Source organism: Streptomyces ortus (assembly GCF_026341275.1).
GTDB lineage: Bacteria > Actinomycetota > Actinomycetes > Streptomycetales > Streptomycetaceae > Streptomyces > Streptomyces ortus.
The window spans coordinates 565,968-588,361 of the sequence record NZ_JAIFZO010000001.1 but is presented as its reverse complement, the minus strand read 5'-3'; the positions used below and the strand labels follow the sequence as shown (position 1 = coordinate 588,361).

Sequence of the window (22,394 nt, the reverse complement as noted above, 5' to 3'; positions counted from 1 at the left end):
CGTACGGCGCGGGACCACAGCGCCGCCGAAGCCTCGCACCGGTCGTCCCCGCCACAGCCGCACACTGGTCGGCGGCGCCGAATCACACCGGTCGAGTCCGCCCCTCCCAGTACGGCTCCCGAAGCCGTCGTTTGTACAGCTTCCCGTTGGGGTCGCGGGGCATCGCCTCGATGAAGTCGACGCTCGCGGGCCGTTTGTACCCGGCCAGTTGCTGTGCGCAGTGTTCGAGGATCCGTGCGGCCAGCGCCTCGCCGGCTTCGAAGCCGGGAGCGGGTTCGACGACCGCCTTCACCGCCTCGCCCCAGTCGTCGTGCGGGATGCCGAAGACGGCCGCGTCGGCGACGGCGGGGTGGGTGAGCAGCGCGGCCTCGATCTCGGCGGGATAGATGTTGACCCCGCCCGAGATGATCATGTCGATCTTGCGGTCGCGCAGGAAGAGATACCCGTCCTCGTCGAGGTACCCCAGGTCGCCGACGGTGAAGAAGTCCCCGATGCGGTTCTTCCTCGTCTTGGACTCGTCCTTGTGGTAGGAGAATCCGCCGGTGCTCATCTTCATGTAGACGGTGCCGAGTTCGCCGGGCGGCAGCCTGTTCCCGTCGTCGTCGAAGACGGCGAGTTCGCTGATGGGCCACGCCTTGCCGACCGTGCCGGGCTTCTTCAGCCAGTCCTCGGCGGTGGCGAAGGCCCCGCCGCCCTCGCTGGCCGCGTAGTACTCCTCGACGCTGTGGCCCCACCACTCGATCATGGCCCGTTTCACATGGTCCGGGCAGGGGGCGGCGCCGTGGATGGCGTGCCGCATGGACGACACGTCGTACGCCTCCCTGGTCTGCTGCGGCAGGGCGAGCAGGCGGTGGAACTGGGTCGGCACCATATGGGTGTGGGTGCACCGCTGGGTGTCGATGAGCCGGAGCATCTCCTCGGGAGTCCACTTGTCCATCAGCACCAGCCGGTGCCCGATGTGCAGGGACGCGCCCGCGAACTGCAGGACCGCGGTGTGGTAGAGCGGCGAGCACACCAGATGCACGTTGTCGTCGAACGGCTTGATGCCGAAGATGCCGAGGAAGCCGCCGAGGTACGTCTCCTCGGGGAGCTTGCCGGGCAGCGGCCGGCGTATGCCGCGCGGACGGCCCGTGGTGCCGGAGGTGTAGTTCATGACCCAGCCGAGCGTCCGGTCCGCGGGCACGGTCCCGGGCTGCCCGTCGAGGAGGTCGCCGTACGGCCGGAAGCCCTCGATCGAACCGGCCGCACCGGCCGTATTGGCAGTACCGGCCGCACCGACCGCGTACCGCCGGTCCGCCGGCAGTTTCGCCTCGTCGGCGGCGTGGCGCGCGGCGTCGCCGAACCGCTCGTGCGCGATGAGCACCCTGGCCCCGGAGTCGGCGACGATCCAGGCGATCTCGGGGCCGACCAGATGATGGTTGACGGGCACGAGGTAGAAGCCGGCCTGCGAGGCGGCGAGGTGGGCGGTGAGGAACTCGACGCCGTTGGGCAGGACGACGGCGAAGGAGTCGCCGCGTTCGAGGCCGGCGGCGCGCAGTCCGTGGACCAGGCGGTTGGCCTCGGCGTGCAGCCGTCCGGCGGTCCACTCCTCGCCGTCGGTCGCGACGAGCACGATGCGTTCGGGGTCGGCGGTGGCCTGGGCCCAGAAGCCGTTGGGGGGCTGGCTCACTCGTGGCTCCTTCCGGCGATGCGGTCGAGTCGGTCCACGGCCTCCTCGAAGCCGCGGGTGAGGTCGTCGACGACCTCCTGGACGGTGCGTTCACTGTTCATGCGGCCGACGATCTGTCCCACGGGTGTGCCGAGCAGCGGTCCGACCTCGTGCTTCTGGATGCGGGAGAGCGCGTCGGCGACCAGCAGTCCCTGCAGGGGCATGGGGAGCGTGCCGGGTCCGTTCGGGTCGTCCCAGGCGTCGGTCCACTCGGTACGCAACTGCCGTGCGGGTTTCCCGGTCAGCGCGCGCGAGCGGACGGTGTCGCCGGACCCGGCGGCGAGGAGCTTCCGTGTCAGGGCGCGCGAGTGCATGTCGGCCTCCGTGGTGGTCAGCCAGAGGGAGCCGAGCCACACACCCTGGGCGCCGAGTGTGAGGGCGGCGGCCATCTGCTGTCCGCTGCCGATGCCGCCGGCGGCGAGCACGGGCAGGGGTGCGACGGCTTCGACGACCTCGGGGGTGAGCACCATGGAGGCGATCTCACCGGTGTGGCCGCCGCCCTCGTACCCCTGGGCGACGACGATGTCGATGCCCGCCTCGGCGTGCTTGCGCGCGTGCCGGGCGCTGCCCGCGAGGGCGGCGACCAGCACGCCCTTCTCGTGGGCGCGCTCGATGACGTCGGCGGGCGGTGAGCCGAGCGCGTTGGCCAGCAGCTTGATCGGATAGTCGAAGGCGACGTCGAGCTGGGTGCGGGCGACCTGTTCCATCCAGCCGGTGATGCGCCAGCCGGAGGCCTCGCCCTCGTCGAGTTCGGGCACCGCGTACGTGGCCAGGGTGTCGCGGACGTACTGGCGGTGTCCCTCGGGGATCATCGCCTCGACGTCGGCCTCGGTGACGCCCTCCACCTTCTTGGCGGGCATGACGACATCGAGCCCGTACGGCATGCCGTCGACGTGTGCCTCGATCCAGTCGAGGTCCCGTTTGAGCTCGTCGGGGTCGGTGTAGCGGACCGCGCCGAGCACGCCGAAGCCACCCGCCCGGCTGATGGCAGCGGCGACGGCGGGGAACGGCGTGAAGCCGAAGAGGGCGTGCTCGACTCCCAGTTTCTTGCTCAGCTCCGTCTGCATGGGCGCAGGATGCCGCAGTCCTGTGGACGAGGGAAGACCTTTCCTGATGACCCGTCAGTTTTTTGGAGCGCGGACGAGTCGGGTCGCCACCGTTGACACCACCCACTCCTGACACAAAAGTTTCACCCGGCACAGTGCGGGCGGAAAGATACTTTCAGGCGGGGCGACGGGAGGCTCTTCAATGGCGTCGATGCCATCGGCAGGGGACGGAGCGGGCGGCGGGCCGACCCGCCGCCAGGTGGGGCGCGGCCTGACCGCGCTGGGCGGCGCACTGATCCTGGCGCCCCTGCCCGCGGCGTCGGCGGCACCCGGCACAGCCGAGGAGGACGACGGAGCCCGCCGCAAGCACCCCACCCTGCGCCACGGCTCCGCCGAACGCGCCGGGCTGCTCCCCGCCCACCTGCGCCGACTCGTCACCGACGCCGAGGCGTTCCTCGGCCCCTCCCCCACGCACCCCTGGTACGCGGGTGCCGTGCTGCTCGCGGGCCGCGGCGGTACCGTCGCCCTGCACGAACCGATCGGCAAAGCCGTGCGCTACGCGGCGTACGACGAGAAGACCGACACCGGTGTGGAGTTCCCCGCGGAGCGGCAGATCGCGATGGCCGAGGACACGGTCTTCGACCTGGCCTCGGTGTCGAAGCTGTTCACGTCGATCCTCGCCGTGCAGCAGATCGAGCGCGGCGCCCTGGAGCTGGAGGGCAGGGTCGCCTCGTACCTTCCCGACTTCGGCGGTGCGGGCAAGCAGGACATCACGATCCGCCAACTGCTCACCCACACCTCGGGGTTCCGCGCCTGGATCCCGCTCTACAGCGCACCGACGTACGAGGAGAAGCTCCGGCTCATCTGGCAGGAGGCGCCTCTCAACCCGCCGGGCACCAAGTACCTCTACTCGGACCTCAACCTGATCTCGCTGCAACTGGTCCTGGAGAAGATCACCGGTCACGCCCTGGACATCCTGCTCCGCACCGAGATCACCGCGCCGCTCGGGATGCGCCGCACCCGTTACAACCCGCCGCCCTCCTGGCAGCCGGGGATCGCCGCCACCGAGGACGCCCGCAAGCCGTGGTCCGGGCTCGACCGCGGGCTCGTATGGGGCGAGGTGCACGACGAGAACGCGTACAGCCTGGGCGGTGTCGCGGGACACGCCGGTGTCTTCTCGACCGCGTGGGACCTCGCGATCCTCGGCCGGACGCTGCTCAACGGCGGGGTGTACGGCAGGGCGCGCATCCTGGAGCCGGAGTCGGTGGACCTGATGTTCACCGACTTCAACACCGCTTTTCCCGGCGATGAGCACGGTCTCGGCTTCGAGCTCTACCAGCACTGGTACATGGGCGCGCTGGCCACTCCGCGCACCGCGGGTCACACGGGCTTCACGGGCACCTCGCTCGTCCTCGATCCGACGACCGACTCGTTCCTCGTCCTCCTCGGCAATTCAGTTCATCCCGTGCGCAGTTGGCGCTCCGGTTCGGCTCCCCGGGTCGCCGCCGCGAACCACTTGGCGCGCGCCGTCGCGGTGCGGCCCGCCCGAGGTCGTACGGCCTGGTTCGCCGGCATGGCGACCGCGGCCTCCGCGACGCTGACGCTGCCCGCGCTGGACGTGGGCGCCGGCGGGCGGCTGCGGTGCGCGCTGTGGTGGGACACCGAACCGCAGGCCGACGCGCTGTTCCTGGAGTCCTCCGCGGACGGCGGGCAGACGTGGCGGGCGGTGCCGTTCACGACCGTCCGCGACGGGGAGGCTCCCGCCGGGCATCCGGCCGGCTCGGTGACCGGCTGGTCCGGCCGGGTGTGGCACCGGGTCGCCGCCGACCTTCCCGCCACCGCGCGGCTCGTCCTGCGGTGGCGGTACACGACGGATCGGCTGTACGTGGGACGGGGCGCGTACGTGGACGCGCTGCGGGTCGGTGACGCCGGGCGTGTCCTGTTCGACGAGGCCCGGCCGGCGGACTCGGCCCGGATCGAGGCCGTGGGATGGGCGGCGTCCTCGGACTGAGCGTCCTGCTGGTGCCCCGCCCCCTACGGGGCTTCCAGGAGCGCCATCGCCGCGTTGTGGCCCGGCACCCCGCTCACGCCTCCGCCCCGCACCGCGCCCGCGCCGCACAGGAGGATGTTGGCGTGGGCCGTCTCGACACCCCAGCGGCCGGTGTCCTCCTGGGTGTGGGGGAAGGCGAGGTCGCGGTGGAAGATGTTGCCGCCGGGGAGCCGGAGGTCACGTTCCAGGTCGAGGGGGGTCTTGGCCTCGATGCACAGGCGGCCGTCCCCGTCGGTCGCCAGACAGTCGACGAGCGGCTCGACGAGGTGTGCGTCCAGCTGCGCGAGGGTCGACTTCAGCAGTTCCCGCCGTACGCCGTCGTTGTCCTGGGCGAAGAGGCGGGCGGGAGTGTGCAGTCCGAAGAGGGTGAGCGTGTGACAGCCCTGCTGGACCAGGTCGGGGCCCAGGATCGTCGGGTCGGTCAGCGAGTGGCAGTAGATCTCGGAGGGCGGCGCCTCGGGCAGCGCACCGGCCGCGGCCTGCGCGTGCGCGGTCGCCAGTTGCTCGTACCCCTCGGCGATGTGGAAGGTCCCGGCGAAGGCCTCGCGCGGGTCGACGGAGGTGTCGCGCAGCCGGGGCAGCCGCTTCAGCAGCATGTTCACCTTGAGCTGGGCGCCCTCGGCGGGGGTGGGCGGCTCGTCGCCGGTCAGCCGCGCGAGTTCCTGCGGGGAGGCGTTGACGAGCACGTGCCGGGCGGCGACGGTTCCCTCGCCGTCCGCGGTCCGGTAGGTGACCTCGGCGGCGCGTCCGTCGGTCTCCACCCGGAGCGCCTCGTGGCCGGTGGCGAGGACCGCGCCGGCGTTCCGCGCGGCGGTGGCCAGCGCGTGGGTGAGGGCGCCCATGCCGCCGACCGGGACGTCCCAGGCTCCGGTGCCGCCGCCGATCACGTGGTAGAGGAAGCAGCGGTTCTGCCGCAGGGTGGGGTCGTGTGCGTCGGCGAAGGTGCCGATGAGGGCGTCGGTGAGGACCACTCCGCGGACGAGGTCGTCGGCGAAGGTGTCCTCGATGGCGATCCCGAGCGGTTCCTCGAAGAGGATGCGCCAGGCGTCCTCGTCGTCGATACGGCGGCGCAGTTCGTCGCGGGTGGGCAGCGGTTCGGTGAGGGTGGGGAAGACCTTCTTGGCGAGGCGGCCGGTCATGCCGTAGAAGCGCTGCCAGGCCTGGTACTCACCGGCCGAGCCGGTGAGCTTGGCGAACGCCTCCCGGGTGCGTCGCTCGCCGCCGCCGACGAGCAGTCCGGCGGGCCTGCCGCCGCGTTCGGTGGGGGTGTACGAGGACACGTTGCGGCCTCGGACGCGGAAGTCGAGGCCCAGATCCCGGACGATCTTGCGGGGCAGCAGACTGACCAGATAGGAGTAGCGCGACAGCCGGGCGTCGACCCCGGCGAACGGCCGCGTCGACACGGCGGCACCGCCGGTGTTCGCCAGTCGCTCCAGCACGAGCACGGACTTCCCCGCGCGGGCCAGGTAGGCGGCGGCGACCAGCCCGTTGTGCCCTCCGCCGACAATGACGACGTCGTGTTCCCGGTATCCCTCGTGAGCACCCATCCCCCTAGGTAACACACAAAGATCCACACCGACCACCCCCACACGCACCCGGCGGCCCCCCAAGTGGACCTGTCAAGAGCAACCACACCTGCCCAGCCCCGACCCACCAAGGGGCGCGGGGAACTGCGCACCCAACCACGCCCGACCCCCACCCACCAAACCCCGCTCAGCCCTCACCCCCCAAGGGGCGCGGGGAACTGCGCACCCCCGCCCCGGCGGACCCGCACATGAAGACATCCCCGGGGCCGAGGGGCGCAGCCCCCGTTCAAAAAGACAGCTCGGGGCATCGTCACGCCCCGGAACCCCGCTCCGCAGCCCCCCTCCGATACAACTCCGCCGCCTCCCCCACCCGCCCCAACTGCTCCAGACAGTGCGCCTCGTCCTGACGACTCGCCAGCGCGTCAGGATGGTCACCCCCGAGCACCCGCTCCCGCGCCGCCGCCACCTGCCGGTACTCCGCGAGCGCGTCCCCCCACCGGCCCAGCCAGCCGAGCCCGACGGCGACCTCCCGACGGCTCACCAGGGTGTCCGGGTGGTCGGGCCCGAGAACCCGCTCCCGGATCGCGCACACGTCACGGGACTCGGCGAGCGCCTCCTCCCACCGCCCAAGGCGTCCGAGGTTGACCCCGAGGCCGTGCCGGGCCCGCAGGGTCTCGGGATGGGCGGACCCGTGCACCCGGGTCCGGTCGTCGATCAGCCCCCGGTACAGCTCCAGGGCCTGCCCGCTGTACCCGAGCCGCCCGAGGCTGATGCCGACCTCGTAGCGGGCGGCGAGCGTGTCCGGGTGGTCGGGTCCGAGCGCCTGCGCCCGCGCCCCTGCGACCTCCCGGTAGGTGGCCAGCGCCTCGGTCCACCGCCCCAACTGCCCCAGCTCGTAAGCGACTTCGTATCGCGTGACCAGGGTGTCGGGATGGTTCGCGCCGAGCACCCGGGCCCGCGCCGCCGCCACCTCGCTCGCCATCCGGTACGAGTCCTCGAGCCGCCCGAGCCTGCTGAGGTTGAAGGCGAGGTTGTGGCGGCAGCGCAGGGTGTCCGGATGGTCGGGCCCCATCGCGCGCTCCCGCGTGGCGAGCACGCCCGTGTAGATCTGGTGCGCCTCGGAGTGACGGCCCAACTGGCCCAGTACGTAAGCCATTTCCTGGCGGGCGGTCAGCGTGTCCGGGTGCTCGGGGCCGAGCACGTGCTCCCTGGTGCGGGCCACAGACGTGTACTCGCGCAGCGCCTCGGCGGGCCGACCCGTGCGGCTGAGGGTGAAGCCGACCTCGTAGCGGCTGGCGAGGGTGTCGGGGTGGTCGGGCCCCAGGGCGTGCTCGCGTTCGGCGGCGACGGCGCGGTGCACCTCGCCGGCCTCCGTCCAGCGGCTCAGCCGCCCGAGGCTCAGCCCCGCGTTGTGGCGGCCGGTCAGTGCGGTGAGCAACTCCGGTGCCGGGGTGGGCCGTTCGTCGGGCACCAGGTCCGGCGCGCCGCGGGTGTCGGTACGGGCGATCCACTCGCCGGAGAGGCCCGCGGCGGTGTCCGGCGGAGTGGTGCGCAGTCCCGCGCCGGTCCCGGTCGCCTTGTGGCCGGTACTCATGCCGCGGGTCCAGGACGGCAGCCGCGCCTCACGGGAGACGAGCCGCTCGGCCACCTCGGCGCCTCCCGCCGGTTCGGGCCGCTTCCCCGCCTCGGGCCACTCCCGTACCTCGGGCCACTTCACCGCCTCGGGCCGCACGGGCGCCGACACCACGGTCGGCACGTACGCCGGTGTGGTGCGGCCGGCGCCGATCCGGCGTCCCAGTTCGCGGGCGTCGTGCGGTCGCCGTGCGGGCTCCTTGGCGAGCAGGTCGAGGATGACGCGGTCCAGGAACTCGGGGAGTTCGGCCCGGTGGCTGCGCGGCGGCGCGGGTGCCGTGTCGCGGTGTCCGACGAGGACCGCCCACGCGTCGTCGAGGTCGAACGGCGGCGCGCCGGTGGCGAGCTCGTACAGGACGCAGCCGAAGGAGTAGAGGTCGCTGCGCTGGTCGACCTCGGTGCCGCCGATCTGCTCGGGCGACATGTAGTGCGGGGTGCCCATCGCGATGCCGGTGCCGGTGAGGCGTGAGCTGAAGCCGATGTCGTGGCCGAGGCGGGCGATGCCGAAATCGCAGATCTTCACCGTGCCGTCGTCGAGCCGCATGATGTTGGCGGGCTTCAGGTCGCGGTGCACGATGCCCTGCCGGTGGGTGTACGCGAGGGCGGCGGCGACCTGTTCGGCGACGTCCACGATGTCGGCGACCGGTAGCGGGTGCTGCCGGTTGTCCTCCAGCAGCTGGCTCAGGTTGCGGCCGCCCAGCAACTCCATCACCAGGTACAGGACGCCGTCGGACTCGCCGAAGTCGTGGACGACGGTCACCCCGCGGTGCTGGAGGGCCGCGGCCACCCTGGCCTCACGCCGGAACCGCTCCCGCAGCACACGCGTGAACGCGTTCTCCTGCTGATGGCCCAGCGGCTTGAGGCACTTGACGGCGACCTGCCTGCCCAGCGACTCGTCCCGCGCCCGCCACACCTCTCCCATGCCGCCTCGACCGATCAGGTCGAGCAATCGGTACCGGCCCTGGATGAGCCTGGTCTCCCCCATCTGCCGTGATCGCCCCCGTCGTCCGGACCCGCCCTCCCCTGGCCCGCCCAGTATGACGAGCTATGGTCCTACTTTGTACGGTGCGGGGCGCGAGCCGGGGTCGAGCCGTGACATGGCGCGGCTAACGTGTTTGGGCGGCAGCCGCCGACGCAGACGTGCGGGAACACAGCGCGGCACGGTGCCGGTGAGACGCAGCCGCCGGGTCACCGCCCGGGGCGACCGTACGGATCTTCCGTACAACTCATGGGCGCGGGGCGGCAGTGAGGCGTACGCGGTCTGCGCCACCCGGCGCCACAGCAGGGCCCGCGCCGGGACCAGCAGCGGGTGGACGGGCGGTCTGCGCAGGAAGTCCTCGGCCTCCCGTGCCTCCGGTCCCGCGGTCAGTTCCGGTCGCGTCTTCTCGAAGTACGCGGCCAGTACCCGCTGGTCGGACGGTACGTGGGCGGGGTCGAGGCCCACCAGCCGGGCGCCGGCACGGTTCTCGTCGATGTACCGGTCCGCCTGCGCCTCCGTGAGCCGGAGGCCGGAGCGGCGCAGGACGTGCAGACACGAGTCGACCTCGGCGCAGTGGACCCACAGCAGCAGCGCGGGTTCGTCGACCCCGTATCGCTCTCCTGTGCCGGGGTGGGTCGCGGTGAGCTTCTTGTGGATCCCGCGCACCCGCGCACCGGCCTTCTCGGCCGCCTCCGTCGTCCCGTACGTGGTGACGCCGACGAAGTCGACCGTACGCAGCAGCCGACCCCAGCCGTCACTCCGCACGAAGGGGGGCGACTCCGTACGAAGGGGGCGGCACATGCCGCGTCCTGCCCGTTCCGAGTGGTAGGAGCGTGCGGCGGCGTGGCGGAACATGGCCACGTTCGGCACCCTCGACGAGATGTGCCGCGGCCAGATCCAGCCCTGTTTCCCGTACGGGCCGCCGGCCAAGGAGCCGCGCGCCGACTGGGCGCACAAGGCCCTGCACACGAGCGAGTGGGACAGCCCTTAGCGTCGTACCCTCGGCATCCCCAGGCCGATCCACGAGATGATCTCCCGCTGGATCTCGTTGTTGCCGCCGCCGAAGGTGAAGATGACGGCCGAGCGGTAGCCGCGCTCCAGATCGCCGTGGAGGACCGCGCCCGCCGAGCCCTCCTTGAGGACGCCCGCGACGGCGACGACCTCCATCAGCCAGGCGTACGCGTCACGGCGGGCCTCGGACCCGTAGACCTTGACCGCGGAGGCGTCCTGCGGGGTGAGGGTGCCTTCCTGGACGGCGTTCACCATCTGCCAGTTGAGGAGTTTCATCGCGTCGAGCCTGATGTGGGTCCGGGCGAGGGTACGGCGCACCCAGGGCAGGTCGACGACCCGGCGGCCGTCGGCGAGTTTGGTCTCCATGGCCCAGCGCTGTACGTCGTGCAGGGCACGGATGGCCATGGTGCCGTGGGCGGCGAGCGTGACGCGCTCGTGGTTGAGCTGGTTGGTGATCAGCCGCCAGCCCTTGTTCTCCTCACCGACGCGGCGGGAGGCCGGGACGCGGATGTTCTCGTAGTAGCTCGCGGTGGTGTCGTGCGAGGCGAGGGTGTTGATGAGCGTGCAGGAGTAGCCGGGGTCGGAGGTCGGTACGAGGAGCATCGTGATGCCCTTGTGCGGCGGGGCGTCGGGGTCGGTGCGGACGGCCAGCCAGACCCAGTCGGCCGTGTCGCCGTTCGTCGTCCAGATCTTCTGCCCGTCGACCGTGTAGTGGCCGCTCTCCTCGTCGCCCTCCCTGACCGCCCGCGTCTTCAGGGCGGCCAGGTCCGTGCCCGCGTCGGGCTCGCTGTAGCCGATCGCGAAGTCGATCTCGCCGGAGAGGATCTTCGGCAGGAAGTACGCCTTCTGCTCGTCCGTGCCGAACCTCATGATCGTCGGACCGACCGTGTTCAGCGCCATCAGCGGCAGCGGTACGCCGGCCTGGGCGGCCTCGTCGAAGAAGATGAACTGCTCCATCGGCGTCAGACCGCGTCCGCCGTACTCCTCGGGCCAGCCCACCCCCAGCCAGCCGTCCGAGCCCAGTCGGCGGATGGTGTCGCGGTAGAAGCGCTTCTGCGCGGCCGGTTCGTCGTACCGGGCGTGCACGTCGTCCGGTACGAGGCCGGCGAAATAGGCGCGCAGTTCGGTGCGCAACCGCTGCTGCTCCGGCGTGTATTCGAGATGCACGGCGCCTCCCTGGTTCCCCGACCCGCCCTGCCGCGGGCACCCGGACCTGACGGCGCACACCGTAGAACGTGTTCCAGAAATAGGGAATGCCGACGACAGGGCCGGGCGGTTGGCCCGGCCTGGTCACCGCAGTCGGCTGAGGAATTCCGTACAGGCACGGGCGCAGTCGCGGCAGGCCCGGGCACTCTCCTCGGACCCGAAGCCGGAGTCCGAGTGGGAGCCGGACCCATCACCGGAGTCGGCGCCGACGTCGAAGGCGTGGGCGGTTTCGAGGCAGATCGTGCGGCACCACTCGACCTGGGAACGCATCGCGTCCTCGGACTGCGTGACCTGTTCCGCCAGGAGACGGCACGTCGCGTCGCACACCTCCGCGCACAGGATGCCCTTGCGCCGGATCAGCTGTTGGTCCTCGGGGCCGTCCACGTCGGCGAGGCTCGCACGCAGGGCACACGCCCTCGCGCACTCGGTGCAGGCCTGCGCACAGGCGAAACGGTCCTCAAGGAAACGAACGAGTTCCTGAAGCTCGGTAACTGACACAGGGTCCGGGTAGCCGGACACCGCCGCGCCAAACCCGGCGGGCACGCGCGTGCCCAAGTTATTGACGTGGCCACGACCACACCCTACGTTCTGACCGGCCCACCGAACCTCGTTCGAAATATCGACGCCGCAATGAACGTGCGCACCGCGCGCACCGGCAGGCACGCACGCGCCCTCCAGGAGAGCCGCACATGATCACGCCAAACAGACCCCCCGGATCCATCGGACCCGCCCCCTCGCGCCGGAACCTGCTGCGCGCGATGGCCGCCCTGCCGCTCTCGGCCCTCGCCGTGGGCGCGCTGCCCGGTTCGGCCGCGGCGGCAGCGCCGCCCGGCGGCTCCGCCACCCGCTACACCATCGTGCCGTTCCTCAACAGCGACGACGGCACCGTGAACGTCTACCAGTCGGACGACGCGACGGACTTCCGGCTCCTCAAGGCCTCCGCGTACACACCGCCGGCGAACCGGATCCGGGACGCCAGCGTCTTCAAGCACACCGACGGCTACTACTACATCACCTACACCACCCACACCTGGCAGGACACCAGCACCACCATCGGCTTCGCCCGCAGCTCGGACCGGAGCAACTGGACGTTCCTGTACGACTACCCGGTCCCCCTCACCAACCTGTCTCGCGCGTGGGCGCCGGAGTGGTTCGTCGACAGCGACGGCAGTGTGAACATCCTGGTGTCCTGTTCGACCGCCAACGACGAGTGGATCTTCACTCCGTACCGACTGCGGGCGACCAACTCGGCGCTGACAGCTTGGAGTTCACCGGTCGCGCTGTCCGGCATCGGCCCCAACCACATCGACACGTTCGTGGTGCGGACCGGTTCGACCTACCACGCCTTCACGAAGAACGAGACGTCGAAGTACATCGAGTACGCCACGGCCGGCGCGCTCACCGGGCCGTACACCATCAGCCGGACCGGGAACTGGGCGGGCTGGGGCGGCACCCGTGAGGGCGCCGCGCTGATCCAGCTCGACAACGGCGCGTGGCGCATCTTCTTCGACGGGTACGGCGACGGCAGTTACTACTACAGCGACAGCTACGACGGCTTCACCACGTGGAGCGCGCCCCGGGCGCTGCCCGCCGTCTCCGGTACCGCGCGCCACTTCACCGTACTCAAGGAGACGGTCTCCGGCGGGGTGAGCCTGCCGACGGGGGTGGCCCGTTCGCTCCGGTCGGGCAACTACACCACCCGTTACTGGCAGGACCAGTCCGCCCTGCTCAACCTGCCCGTGGTGACCGCGAGCAGCACGGCCGCGGAGAAGCAGGCCTCCACGTTCACCGTCGTGGCGGGTCTCGCCGACGGGAACGGCCACTCCTTCCGCAACGCGGCGGGCAACTACCTGCGGCACTGGGACTTCCGGGGCCGTTTCGACGCGAACGACGGCTCGTCCACGTTCGCCGGGGACGCCACCTTCATCGCCCGTACGGGCAGCTCCAGCGGCTCGGTCCGGCTGGAGTCGTACAACTACCCCGGCCGCTACCTGCGCCACTACAACTACCAGCTGCGCGTGGACCCGTCGGACGGCACCGAACTCTTCCGGCAGGACAGTTCGTTCGCGGCCACGGCCGCCTGGGCCTGACAGCGGACAGCGCACCACGGCTCTCGGCGGACGCGCGTCCGGCGGCCGGGCGGACCTCCATGGGGGAAGAGAGGTCCGTCCGGCCGCCGGATGTCAGCGCGTTCATGGCTGGTGTCCGGTCCGGCGCTTGCGGGTGGGGCCGCCATCGCCGTCCGGGGCGGAGCTTCTTGGCGAGCGGTACTCGGTGGCGCGTCGTGCGTTCGTGGTGCCGGATACAGGTCACGCTGATGAACCGGAACGTATGCGGTAAGCGCTTTCTAGTCAACGCCTCCCGCAGTCCGCATCCGGCCAACTCCGGACGAGGCTTGAGCCCTGCCGCGCCCCGCACCCGTACCGCGACCCGCCGTCCGGCGAGTGCGATCGGCCGGTGTGTAATGGGAGGCCAGCGACCGAACCTCCGGGGGTGTCCATGGCCGCCGACCGGCCCAGACTGCTGTTCGTGACCGATCTGGCCTACCCCGCCAAGGGCCGCCGGTACGGCGACGAGGACATCTTCCTGACCTCTCGGCTCCGCGAGGACTTCGACCTCGCGCTGTGCCACCCCCTCGACGCGCCCGCGCTGCTGGACTCCCCCGGTTTCGACGCCGTCGTGGTCCGCAACAGCGGCCCCGTCCTGCACCACCAGGCCGCGTACGACGCCTTCCGCGACCGGGCCACGGCCCGCCGGGTACCGGTCTGCACCCAGCTGACGGGCAAGGGCGACCAGGCCGGGAAGCAGTACCTCGTCGATCTCACCGCTCTGGGCTTTCCCGTGATCCCGACCGTCGACCGGCCCGAGGATCTCGGGCTGCTCCCGCAGGCCGCTGAGTACGTGGTGAAGCCGAAGCTCGGCGCGGACTCGATGGGCCTGGAGTTCGTCCCCCGGGAGCGGCTGCGGAACCTGGCGTTCGACGACGTCCCGGCTCTCCTCGTCCAGCCGCGTATCGACTTCCGGTACGAGGTGTCGTTCTACTACGTCGACCACACCTTCCAGTACGCCCTGTACGCGCCCCGCCCCGACCGGCGCTGGCACCTCGAACGCTACGAACCCACGCCCGCCGACCTGGACTTCGCGGCCCGCTTCATCGACTGGAACGACATCGACCACGGCATCCAGCGCGTCGATGCCTGCCGCGCCCCGGACGGCGCGCTGCTGCTGGTCGAGCTGGAGGATCTCAACCCCTATCTGTCCCTGGACCTCCTCGACGACGCGACCCGTGACTCGTTCGTGGCGAACTTCAAGGCCTCGCTCCACCGCCTGCTCGGCCGGACCTGAACTCCGCGTTGTCCGCGGTTGTCCGCCGTCGCCCGCCGTCACCCGTCGCCACCGGCCGTCGCCCGTCATCACCGGCCGCCCTGCGCCGTCCTCCGCCGTGCGCGCACGGGTGCGTGCTCGTGACCTGGGGTGACACAGGGCGGCGCGGCCCGCTGTCCGCGACGCGAGGCCTGCCCCACGGCCCTTGACACGCCCGGAACAGGTCGCTTTACTCCATCCAACGCCAGCCGAGCACCTGGCGCGAGAGGGACGCCCAGCCGGTAGACGGTCCACGCACCGTGAGCCCGGACAAAGTCGCCAGGACGGCCGCACAGCGGCGGATTCCGAGGCGGGGACGTACCCCCCGGTCCCTGGAGCTCATCATGTTCCTCCCCCTCCCCCACCGGACGAGTTCGTTCGGCGACCACGCGAGCGTGGCCGGGTACCAGGAGCCCCCCTCCGCGCGGCCGCGACACCGTACGCGCTGATCGCCTCGGCGCCCGCCGGCCTCCGGGGCGCCGTCGATCCGGGCGCGTTGCGCATCGCGCGTCCTCGTCGCGCACTCCGCGTCGCGGGCAACCCGCGCCGCCGGTAACGCCAGTCCTGCCGGCACCGCCCCGCGGCGCCGCACGTCACCTCACCGACCCTCCGCACCGCCGGCCGGGTCGTGACGCCCCGCACCACCGTCCCGTAACCGCCTCACGCACGTACTCCTGGGGGCTCATATGGCCGCAGCATCCCGCCCGAGCGGCACGTCCGCACGACCGACCCGTCGCACCGTGCTGCGGCGGGGTGCGGCCCTGGCGGGAGGGGCCGCGTCGGCGGCAGCCGCGTCGGCGTGCGCGGGTCCCGGCAGCGGTGTCGACGCGGACGGCCGGGTCAGGATCGAGGTGTGGCACGGGCAGACGGACACCGGCCGGGCCGCCATCGAGGACCTGACGGCCGAGTTCAACCGGACGCATCCGCGCATCCGGGTCGACCTCGGCGGCGGTGTCCTCTCGGACGCGATGCTGCAGAAGATCACCGCCGCCCTCGCCTCCGGTTCGTTCCCCGACATCGCCTACATCTTCGGTTCCGACCTGGCGAGCGTCGCCCGCAGCCCCTCCGTGGTGGACCTGACGGACACCTTCCACTCAGGCCCCGTCCCGTGGAAGGACTTCTACGCGCCGGCCCGTGAGGCGGTCACCCTCAACGGCCAGGTGCGGGCCGCACCCGCGCTCATCGACTCACTGGCGGTGGTGTGCAACAAGAAACTCTTCCGTGACGCCGGTCTGCCCCTGCCCCGGCCCGGCTGGAGCTGGGACGACTTCACGAGGACGGCGGCCAAACTGACCGATCGTGCCCGCGGCGTCTTCGGCACGGGCTGGCCCGGCGTGGGCGACGAGGACACCGTGTGGCGGCTGTGGCCGATGATCTGGGACCTCGGAGGTGACGTCACCAGCGAGGACGGCCGGCGGATCGGCTTCGAGGACACCGGTCTGCGGGCCCTGCGGACGGTGGAGGCCCTGGTGAAGTCGCGCAGTGTCTACGTCGATGCCAAGACCGGCAGCGAACAGATGTACCGGGTCTTCCTCTCCGGCCGTATGGGCATGGCCGTCACCGGCCCGTGGCAACTCCCCGACATCCGGCAGGCGAAGGTCGACTACCACGTCGTACCGCTGCCCAGTTACAGCGGCCGACCGATCACCATCTCCGGGCCCGACACCTGGACCGTCTTCGACAACGGGTCCGCCCGCGTCGAGGCGGCCCGCACCTTCGTGACCTGGCTGTCGCGGCCCGCGCAGGACGTGCGGTGGGACATCAACGCCGGCAGCCTGCCGATGAGCCGCGGTACGCAGGCGCTGCCCCGGTGGCGGAAGCAGGAGGCCGACACCCCGGGATTGCGGGTGTTCACCAAGACGCTGGAATCGGCGCGGGTACGGCCGGTGCATCCGGCGTATCCGCAGATCTCGCAATCCCTCGGCCAGGCGATCACCGCCGTGCTCCTCGGCCGCAGCTCCCCCGCCGAGGCCCTGCGCGACTGCGTGGACGAAGCCAACGCCGCCCTGCTCATCCCGCGTTGAGAGGACCTGTCATGCCCCGCCTGCCCACCCCTGTGACGCTCCCCGACCGGGGCGAGAAGCGCCGTCCCCGCACGTGGGCACGGCCCCTCCTCGGCAAGGGCGGCACGGACCCCGACGCACCGCCCGGCCGTCACACGCCACGCCGGCGGCTGCGGCAGGAGACGGCGACCGCGTGGGCGTTCGTCGCGCCCTCCGTCCTCGTCATCCTCGGCCTGAGTGTCGTCCCCGTGGTCTGGTCACTCCTGCTGTCCTTCCAGGCCGACGACCTCGTGACCCCGAGCCGGTGGGTCGGCCTGGACAACTACCGGGCTCTCGCCCAGGACCCCCACTTCGACCAGGCGGTGCGCAACACCATCGTGTACACGGTCCTGTACGTGCCGCTGAGCATCGGCTTCGGCCTGCTGCTCGCGCTCGCCCTGAACCGGCGCATCCGGCTCGTCGGGCTCTACCGGACGCTCATCTTCGTGCCGTTCGTCATCTCGGCCGCCGCCCAGGGCGTGCTGTTCTCCTTCATCCTCGACCCGGAGTTCGGAGCGGCCAACGCCGTCCTGGACAAGATCGGGATCTCCCCGCAGGGCTTCCTCAACGACCCGGGCCAGGCGCTCGCCGCCCTCCTCGCGATCTCCCTGTGGAGCGGCACCGGCTTCTGCGTGGTGGTCCTGCTCGCGGCGCTGCAGGACGTCCCGCCCTCCCTGATCGAAGCGGCACGCCTCGACGGGGCCGGACGGCTGCGCCTGCTGCGCCATGTCGTCCTTCCCTCGCTCGGACCCGTCATGACCTTCCTCCTGCTCTGGCAGGCCATCACCTCCCTCCAGGTCTTCGACCTCGTCTACGTCACCACGAAGGGCGGCCCGCTGGGCTCCACGACGGTGATCGTCTACTTCATCTGGGAGCAGGCGTTCAAGAACTTCACGGCGGGCTACGGCGCGGCGGCGGCGTACGCCCTGGCGCTCGCCCTGCTGGTACTCGCCGGGCTGCCGCGGCTGACGCGCGGCCTGCGCGACCGGGCCCGCGCGGACCAGCACCTCGAAGGAGCCGCACGATGACGACCGCGTCCCCCTCTCCCGCCGCGTCACCCCCACCCACCGCGTCCACCGCACCCGCCGTGTACGCCGATGCCGCCGACCCCGTTTCCGCCGGACTCGCCGCCGGGCCCGCCGGTGGACCGGACCGGCGCCGGAGACTGCTGCCGTTCAGTCCCTGGCACCTCCTGCTCGCCCCCCTCTGTCTGGTCTTCGCGGTCCCGCTGGTCTGGCTGCTGCTCAGTTCCGTCATGAGCGACGCCGAGATCAACCGGTTCCCGCCCGCGCTGTGGCCGTCGGGGATCGACCTGGCGGGCTACCGGTACGTGATCGGCAACGCGATGTTCCCCCGGTGGTTCGCCAACTCGCTGATCGTGTCCCTGAGCGCGGTGGCCTCCAACCTGGTGCTGGGCTCCCTGGGCGGTTACGCCTTCGCCCGGATGCGGTTCGCCGGTTCGCGGATCCTGCTCGCCCTCATGCTGGCCACGATGGCGATCCCGTTCCAGCTGACGATGATCCCGACCTTCCTCGTCATGAAGCGGCTGGGACTCATCGACTCGCTGGGCGCGCTGATCGTTCCCTCGCTGGTCACGCCGTTCGCGGTGTTCCTGCTGCGCCAGTTCTTCCTGTCGCTGCCCAGGGAACTGGAGGAGGCGGCCTGGCTCGACGGCTGCTCACGGCTGGGCGTGCTCTGGCGGATCGTGCTGCCGCTGTCCCGGCCGGCGCTGAGCACGGTGGCCGTCCTGACCTTCCTCACCACGTGGAACGACCTGACCTGGCCGTTGATCGCCATCAACCACGACACCCAATACACCCTGCAGTTGGGCCTGACGACCTTCCAGGGGCAGCACCACACCAGGTGGTCGGCGGTCATGGCGGGCAACATGATCACCGTGCTGCCCGTGCTGCTGGCCTTCCTGTTCGCCCAGAAGACCTTCATCCAGTCGATCACGTCGAGCGGCCTCAAGGGCTAGAGCTCCCTGCTCGGCGCCGCCCGCCACGTCCACGCGGCCGTGGCCGCCCTTACCCGTAACGGAAAGAACCTCTGATGACTCTCAGTACCCCGAAGATCGTGTTCGTCGGCGCGGGCAGTGTCGTGTTCACCCAGGGCCTGCTGGCCGACCTGCTGGCCTTCCCCGAGCTGCGGGGCGCCCACATCGCGCTGCACGACATCGACACCGAGCGCCTCGCCACCGCCGAGGGAGCGGCCCGGCAGATCGCCGACCGGCTCACCGGGACCGGCACTTCCCACCCCCGGGTGACCGCTCACCTCGATCGCCGCGCCGCTCTCCAGGACGCCGACTTCGTCATCAACATCGTGCAGGTCGGCATGGGCGAAGCGACCAGGACCGACTTCGACGTCCCGCGGCGCCACGGCCTGCGGCAGACCATCGGCGACACCCTCGGCATCGGCGGTATCTTCCGCGCGCTGCGCACCTTCCCCGTGCTGAAGTCGCTCGCCGCCGACATCGCCGAGGTCTGCCCGGACGCCTGGCTGCTCAACTACACCAACCCGATGGCCATGAACGTCCAGTACCTGACCCGGGCCACCGGCCTGACCCGCGTGGTGGGACTGTGCCACTCGGTGTACTGGACCATCCACGACCTGGGCGAACTGCTCGGCGTGCCGTACGAGGAGATCACCTACCGTGCCGCCGGCGTCAACCACCAGGCGTGGGTGCTGCGCCTGGAGCACCGGGGCACCGACCTCTACCCGCTCCTCGACAAACTCATCGAGCAGGACCCGCAGTTGCGGCGCCGGGTCCGCGTCGACATGTACCGGCGCCTCGGCTTCTACCCGACCGAGACGAGCGAGCACTCCTCCGAGTACGTCCCCTGGTACCTGCACCACGACAGCGAGATCGAAAGGCTCCGGCTCCCGGTCGGCGCCTACCTCGGCATCGTCGAGGAGAACGTCGCGGCCTACGAGGAGACCCGCCGGGCCCTCGCCGCCGGTACGCCCCTCCCCGTCGAGGGCACCATGGAGTACGCCCCGCAGATCATCCACAGCATCGTGACCGGCACTCCGCGCACGGTCTACGGCAACGTCCCCAACCACGGTCTGATCGACAACCTCCCGGCCACCGGCACCGTCGAAGTGCCTTGCCTGGTCGACGCGTTGGGGGTCCAGCCGACGCGGGTCGGCCCGCTGCCCGCCCAGTTGGCCGCGCTCAACCGCAACTACCTGAGCATGAACGAACTGGTGGTGCGCGCCGCCATGGAGGACGACCCCCGGTCCGTACGCCAGGCCGCCATGGCCGATCCCGCCACCGCGGCAGCCCTGCCGGTCGAGCGCATCTGGGACCTGTGCGACGACATGGTACGAGCCCACGCGGACCTCCTCCAGCCGTCGCTGCGCACCACCCTGGGCCACTGAGGCCGGCCCGCGACCACCCGCCGCCCACCGGTATGTAGTGCGAGGGCACCAGGACATGGAGGTGCCTGGTCCGTTCGCACCAGGGAAGGACGGCGGCGGGGAACGATGCCCGGCAGGGGCGCCGGAGGGAACTGTGGGAGACGCGCGCATCGCACGCGTCTCCCCTTCCTCATGGTGTCTGGAGTGATCGACAGATGGCGACTTTTCTTTACCGGATCGGACGGTGGGCCTTCCGGCGCAGGCGGCTCGTGGGCGGTCTGTGGCTGGGAGCCCTGGTGCTGGCCGTGGCCGCCGCAGCCCTGGCACCGGCCGGGGCGGAGGAGGACCTCGCCATGCCCGGCACCGAGTCGCAGAAGGCGTTCGACCTGCTCGACGAGCGCTTCCCGGAGAGCAACTCCCAGGGCGCCGAGGCACGATTGGTGTTCCGGGCCCCGGCCGGGCAGCGGGTGACGGCGGGGAAGAACAGGGCGGCCGTCGAGGACACCGTCGGTTCACTGGACGGCAGCGATCAGGTCGCGTCGGCCTCCGACCCCTATGCGTCCGGCGCCGTCAGCGAGGACGGCACCATCGCCTACTCAACGGTCACCTACGCCGTGGCCGCCGTCGACCTGACCGGGCCGACGAAGAGCGCCCTCGAAAGCGCCGCGGGCCGGGGCCGGGACGCGGGGCTGACCGTCGAGATCGGCGGTTCCGCCCTGGACGCGGAGGAGGAGCCGGGCGGCACGACGGAGATCATCGGCGTGGCCGTGGCCGCGGTGGTCCTCGTCCTCGCCCTCGGGTCGCTGGTCGCGGCCGGGCTGTCGCTGCTGACCGCCCTCGTGGGCGTGGCCATCGCCTTCGGCCTGGTCTCGGCGCTGGCGGTGCCGCTGGGCCTGACGTCCACCGTGGCCATCCTGGCGCTGATGCTGGGTCTCGCGGTCGGCATCGACTACGCGCTCTTCATCACCTCCCGCTTCCGCGACGAGTGGGCCCGGGGCAGCGACCCGGAGGAGGCCGCCGGGCGGGCGGTGGGCACGGCCGGATCGGCCGTCGTCTTCGCCGGCGCGACCGTCTTCATCGCCCTGGTCGGACTGGGTGTCGTCGGCATCCCCGAACTGACGAAGATGGGGCTGGGCGGCGCGGGCGCCGTGGCCCTCGCCGTGCTCGTCGCGCTGACCCTGGTCCCCGCGCTGTTCGGTTTCTTCGGCCGCCGGGTGCTGTCCCGGGCCGTCCGCCGGGCCGTCCGGCCCGGCAAGGAGCAGGCTTCCCCCCTGCCCACCGCGGAGGGCCGGGCCGGGCTCGGTGCCCGCTGGGCGCGGTTCGTGCTGCGCCGGCCGGGTGCCGTGCTGCTGACCGCCGTACTCGGTCTCGGGGTGGTCGCCCTGCCGGCGCTGAGCCTGGAACTGGGGTTGCCCGGCGACGAGTCCAAGTCGGTGGAGACCACCCAGCGCCGCGCCTACGACCTGCTGTCGGAAGGCTTCGGCCCCGGTTTCAACGGCCCGTTGACCGTGGTCGTGGACACCTCGGACGCCAAGGACGCCCGGACCGCGACGGACCTCGTCGTCAAGACCGTACGGGGAGTCGACGGGGTCGCCTCGGTCGGGGATCCGGTGCGCAGCCGGACCGGGGACACGGCCGTCCTCACCGCCGTCCCGCGGACCGCGCCGGCCAGCGGCGAGACCAAGGAGCTGGTCCAGGCGATCCGGGGCGCGGTCTCCGGTGTCGAGGCCGGCACGGGTGCCACCGTCCTGGTGACCGGTACGACCGCGTTGAACATCGACATCTCCGAAGCCATGTCCGACGCCCTTCTCCCCTATCTGACCGTGGTCATCGGCCTGGCGGTCCTCCTCCTGACGGTTGTCTTCCGCTCGCTCCTGGTGCCGGTCAAGGCCGCGCTCGGCTTCCTGCTGTCGGTGGGGGCCGCCTTCGGCGTCCTCGTCGCCGTCTTCCAGTGGGGCTGGGCGGCGGACCTGCTCGGCATCGAGCAGACCGGGCCGGTCATGTCGCTGATGCCGATCCTGATCATCGGCATAGTGTTCGGCCTCGCGATGGACTACGAGGTCTTCCTCCTCACCCGGATGCGGGAGGCCTACGTGCATGGCGCGTCCCCCGGCGAGGCGGTCGTGAGCGGCTTCCGGCACAGCGGACGGGTGGTGGCCGCGGCGGCGATCATCATGATCAGTGTGTTCGGCGGTTTCGTCGGGATGAGCAGCCCGACCATCCAGACGATGGGCGTCGGTCTGGCCGCCGCCGTGGCCTTCGACGCCTTCGTGGTCCGGATGGCGCTGGCGCCCGCGGTCCTGGCGCTGCTCGGCCACCGTGCCTGGTGGCTGCCCCGTATCCTGAACCGCGTGCTGCCGAACGTGGACATCGAGGGTGAGGCACTGAGCGGGCACGCCCCGGCCTCGGGCCCGGGCGTGGTGACCGGACCGGGCGCTGCGGCGCCGCGGTTCCCCGTCGGCCGGCGCTGA

At 71.4% G+C, this 22,394-nt stretch carries 16 protein-coding genes; 9 read left to right on the top strand and 7 right to left on the bottom strand.

The window, feature by feature from the left end; genetic code table 11:
- Nucleotides 1-82 precede the first annotated feature (82 nt).
- The gene (locus K3769_RS02360) at nt 83-1,669 is read right to left on the bottom strand and encodes an acyl-CoA synthetase (protein ID WP_267024719.1); all 1,587 of its coding nucleotides are present in this window, start codon (nt 1,667-1,669) and stop codon (nt 83-85) included.
- Nucleotides 1,666-2,775, bottom strand: coding sequence for an NAD(P)H-dependent flavin oxidoreductase (locus K3769_RS02355; RefSeq protein WP_267024718.1), 1,110 nt, complete (start codon nt 2,773-2,775; stop codon nt 1,666-1,668). Before K3769_RS02355 ends, K3769_RS02360 begins: the two co-directional genes overlap by 4 nt.
- A 190-nt stretch (nt 2,776-2,965) precedes the next feature.
- Between K3769_RS02355 and K3769_RS02350 the strand changes: the two genes are divergently transcribed.
- A complete protein-coding gene (locus K3769_RS02350) occupies nt 2,966-4,765 on the top strand; it encodes a serine hydrolase domain-containing protein (protein ID WP_267024717.1) in 1,800 nt (599 codons plus the stop codon).
- A gap of 23 nt (nt 4,766-4,788) precedes the next feature.
- Here the strand turns inward: K3769_RS02350 and K3769_RS02345 are convergent, their stop codons facing one another.
- The 3 genes from K3769_RS02345 to K3769_RS02335 form a co-directional block, all read right to left on the bottom strand.
- Nucleotides 4,789-6,351 carry a phytoene desaturase family protein gene (locus K3769_RS02345; RefSeq protein WP_267024716.1) on the bottom strand — a complete coding sequence of 521 codons (1,563 nt, stop codon included), beginning with the start codon at nt 6,349-6,351 and terminating at the stop codon, nt 4,789-4,791.
- 289 nt (nt 6,352-6,640) lie between these two features.
- The gene (locus tag K3769_RS02340) at nt 6,641-8,947 is read right to left on the bottom strand and encodes a serine/threonine-protein kinase (protein ID WP_267024715.1); all 2,307 of its coding nucleotides are present in this window, start codon (nt 8,945-8,947) and stop codon (nt 6,641-6,643) included.
- Nucleotides 8,948-9,007: 60 nt separating this feature from the next.
- Nucleotides 9,008-9,742 (bottom strand): oxygenase MpaB family protein, encoded by a 735-nt coding sequence (locus K3769_RS02335; RefSeq protein WP_267024823.1) that lies wholly within the window; start codon nt 9,740-9,742, stop codon nt 9,008-9,010.
- 52 nt (nt 9,743-9,794) lie between these two features.
- On the opposite strand from K3769_RS02335, the gene K3769_RS02330 reads away from it, so the two are divergent.
- Complete coding sequence (locus K3769_RS02330) at nt 9,795-9,932, top strand: hypothetical protein (protein ID WP_267024714.1); 138 nt, start codon at nt 9,795-9,797, stop codon at nt 9,930-9,932.
- Here K3769_RS02330 and K3769_RS02325 read toward each other — a convergent pair.
- Complete coding sequence (locus K3769_RS02325; RefSeq protein ID WP_267024713.1) at nt 9,929-11,119, bottom strand: acyl-CoA dehydrogenase family protein; 1,191 nt, start codon at nt 11,117-11,119, stop codon at nt 9,929-9,931. The two genes, K3769_RS02330 and K3769_RS02325, sit on opposite strands and share 4 nt — an antisense overlap.
- Nucleotides 11,120-11,242: 123 nt before the next feature.
- Entirely contained in the window at nt 11,243-11,656 is a 414-nt protein-coding gene (locus K3769_RS02320) for a four-helix bundle copper-binding protein (RefSeq protein WP_267024712.1), read from the bottom strand.
- A 191-nt stretch (nt 11,657-11,847) separates the two neighbouring features.
- Here K3769_RS02320 and K3769_RS02315 point away from each other — a divergent pair, with 191 nt between their 5' ends.
- The 7 genes from K3769_RS02315 (at nt 11,848) to K3769_RS02285 (ending at nt 22,394) form a co-directional block, all read left to right on the top strand.
- Entirely contained in the window at nt 11,848-13,248 is a 1,401-nt protein-coding gene (locus K3769_RS02315) for an AbfB domain-containing protein (RefSeq protein WP_267024711.1), read from the top strand.
- Between the two features lie 409 nt (nt 13,249-13,657).
- Nucleotides 13,658-14,503, top strand: a complete 846-nt coding sequence (locus tag K3769_RS02310) for a hypothetical protein (RefSeq protein WP_267024822.1) — start codon at nt 13,658-13,660, stop codon at nt 14,501-14,503.
- A gap of 704 nt (nt 14,504-15,207) precedes the next feature.
- Entirely contained in the window at nt 15,208-16,545 is a 1,338-nt protein-coding gene (locus tag K3769_RS02305) for an ABC transporter substrate-binding protein (RefSeq protein WP_267024710.1), read from the top strand.
- A gap of 11 nt (nt 16,546-16,556) precedes the next feature.
- Complete coding sequence (locus tag K3769_RS02300) at nt 16,557-17,591, top strand: carbohydrate ABC transporter permease (protein WP_267024709.1); 1,035 nt, start codon at nt 16,557-16,559, stop codon at nt 17,589-17,591.
- A complete protein-coding gene (locus tag K3769_RS02295) occupies nt 17,588-18,541 on the top strand; it encodes a carbohydrate ABC transporter permease (protein WP_267024708.1) in 954 nt (317 codons plus the stop codon). The genes K3769_RS02300 and K3769_RS02295 overlap by 4 nt, the downstream gene beginning before the upstream one ends.
- Before the next feature lie 74 nt (nt 18,542-18,615).
- Entirely contained in the window at nt 18,616-19,944 is a 1,329-nt protein-coding gene (locus K3769_RS02290; RefSeq protein ID WP_267024707.1) for an alpha-glucosidase/alpha-galactosidase, read from the top strand.
- 194 nt (nt 19,945-20,138) lie between these two features.
- Nucleotides 20,139-22,394 carry an MMPL family transporter gene (locus tag K3769_RS02285; RefSeq protein ID WP_267024706.1) on the top strand — a complete coding sequence of 752 codons (2,256 nt, stop codon included), beginning with the start codon at nt 20,139-20,141 and terminating at the stop codon, nt 22,392-22,394.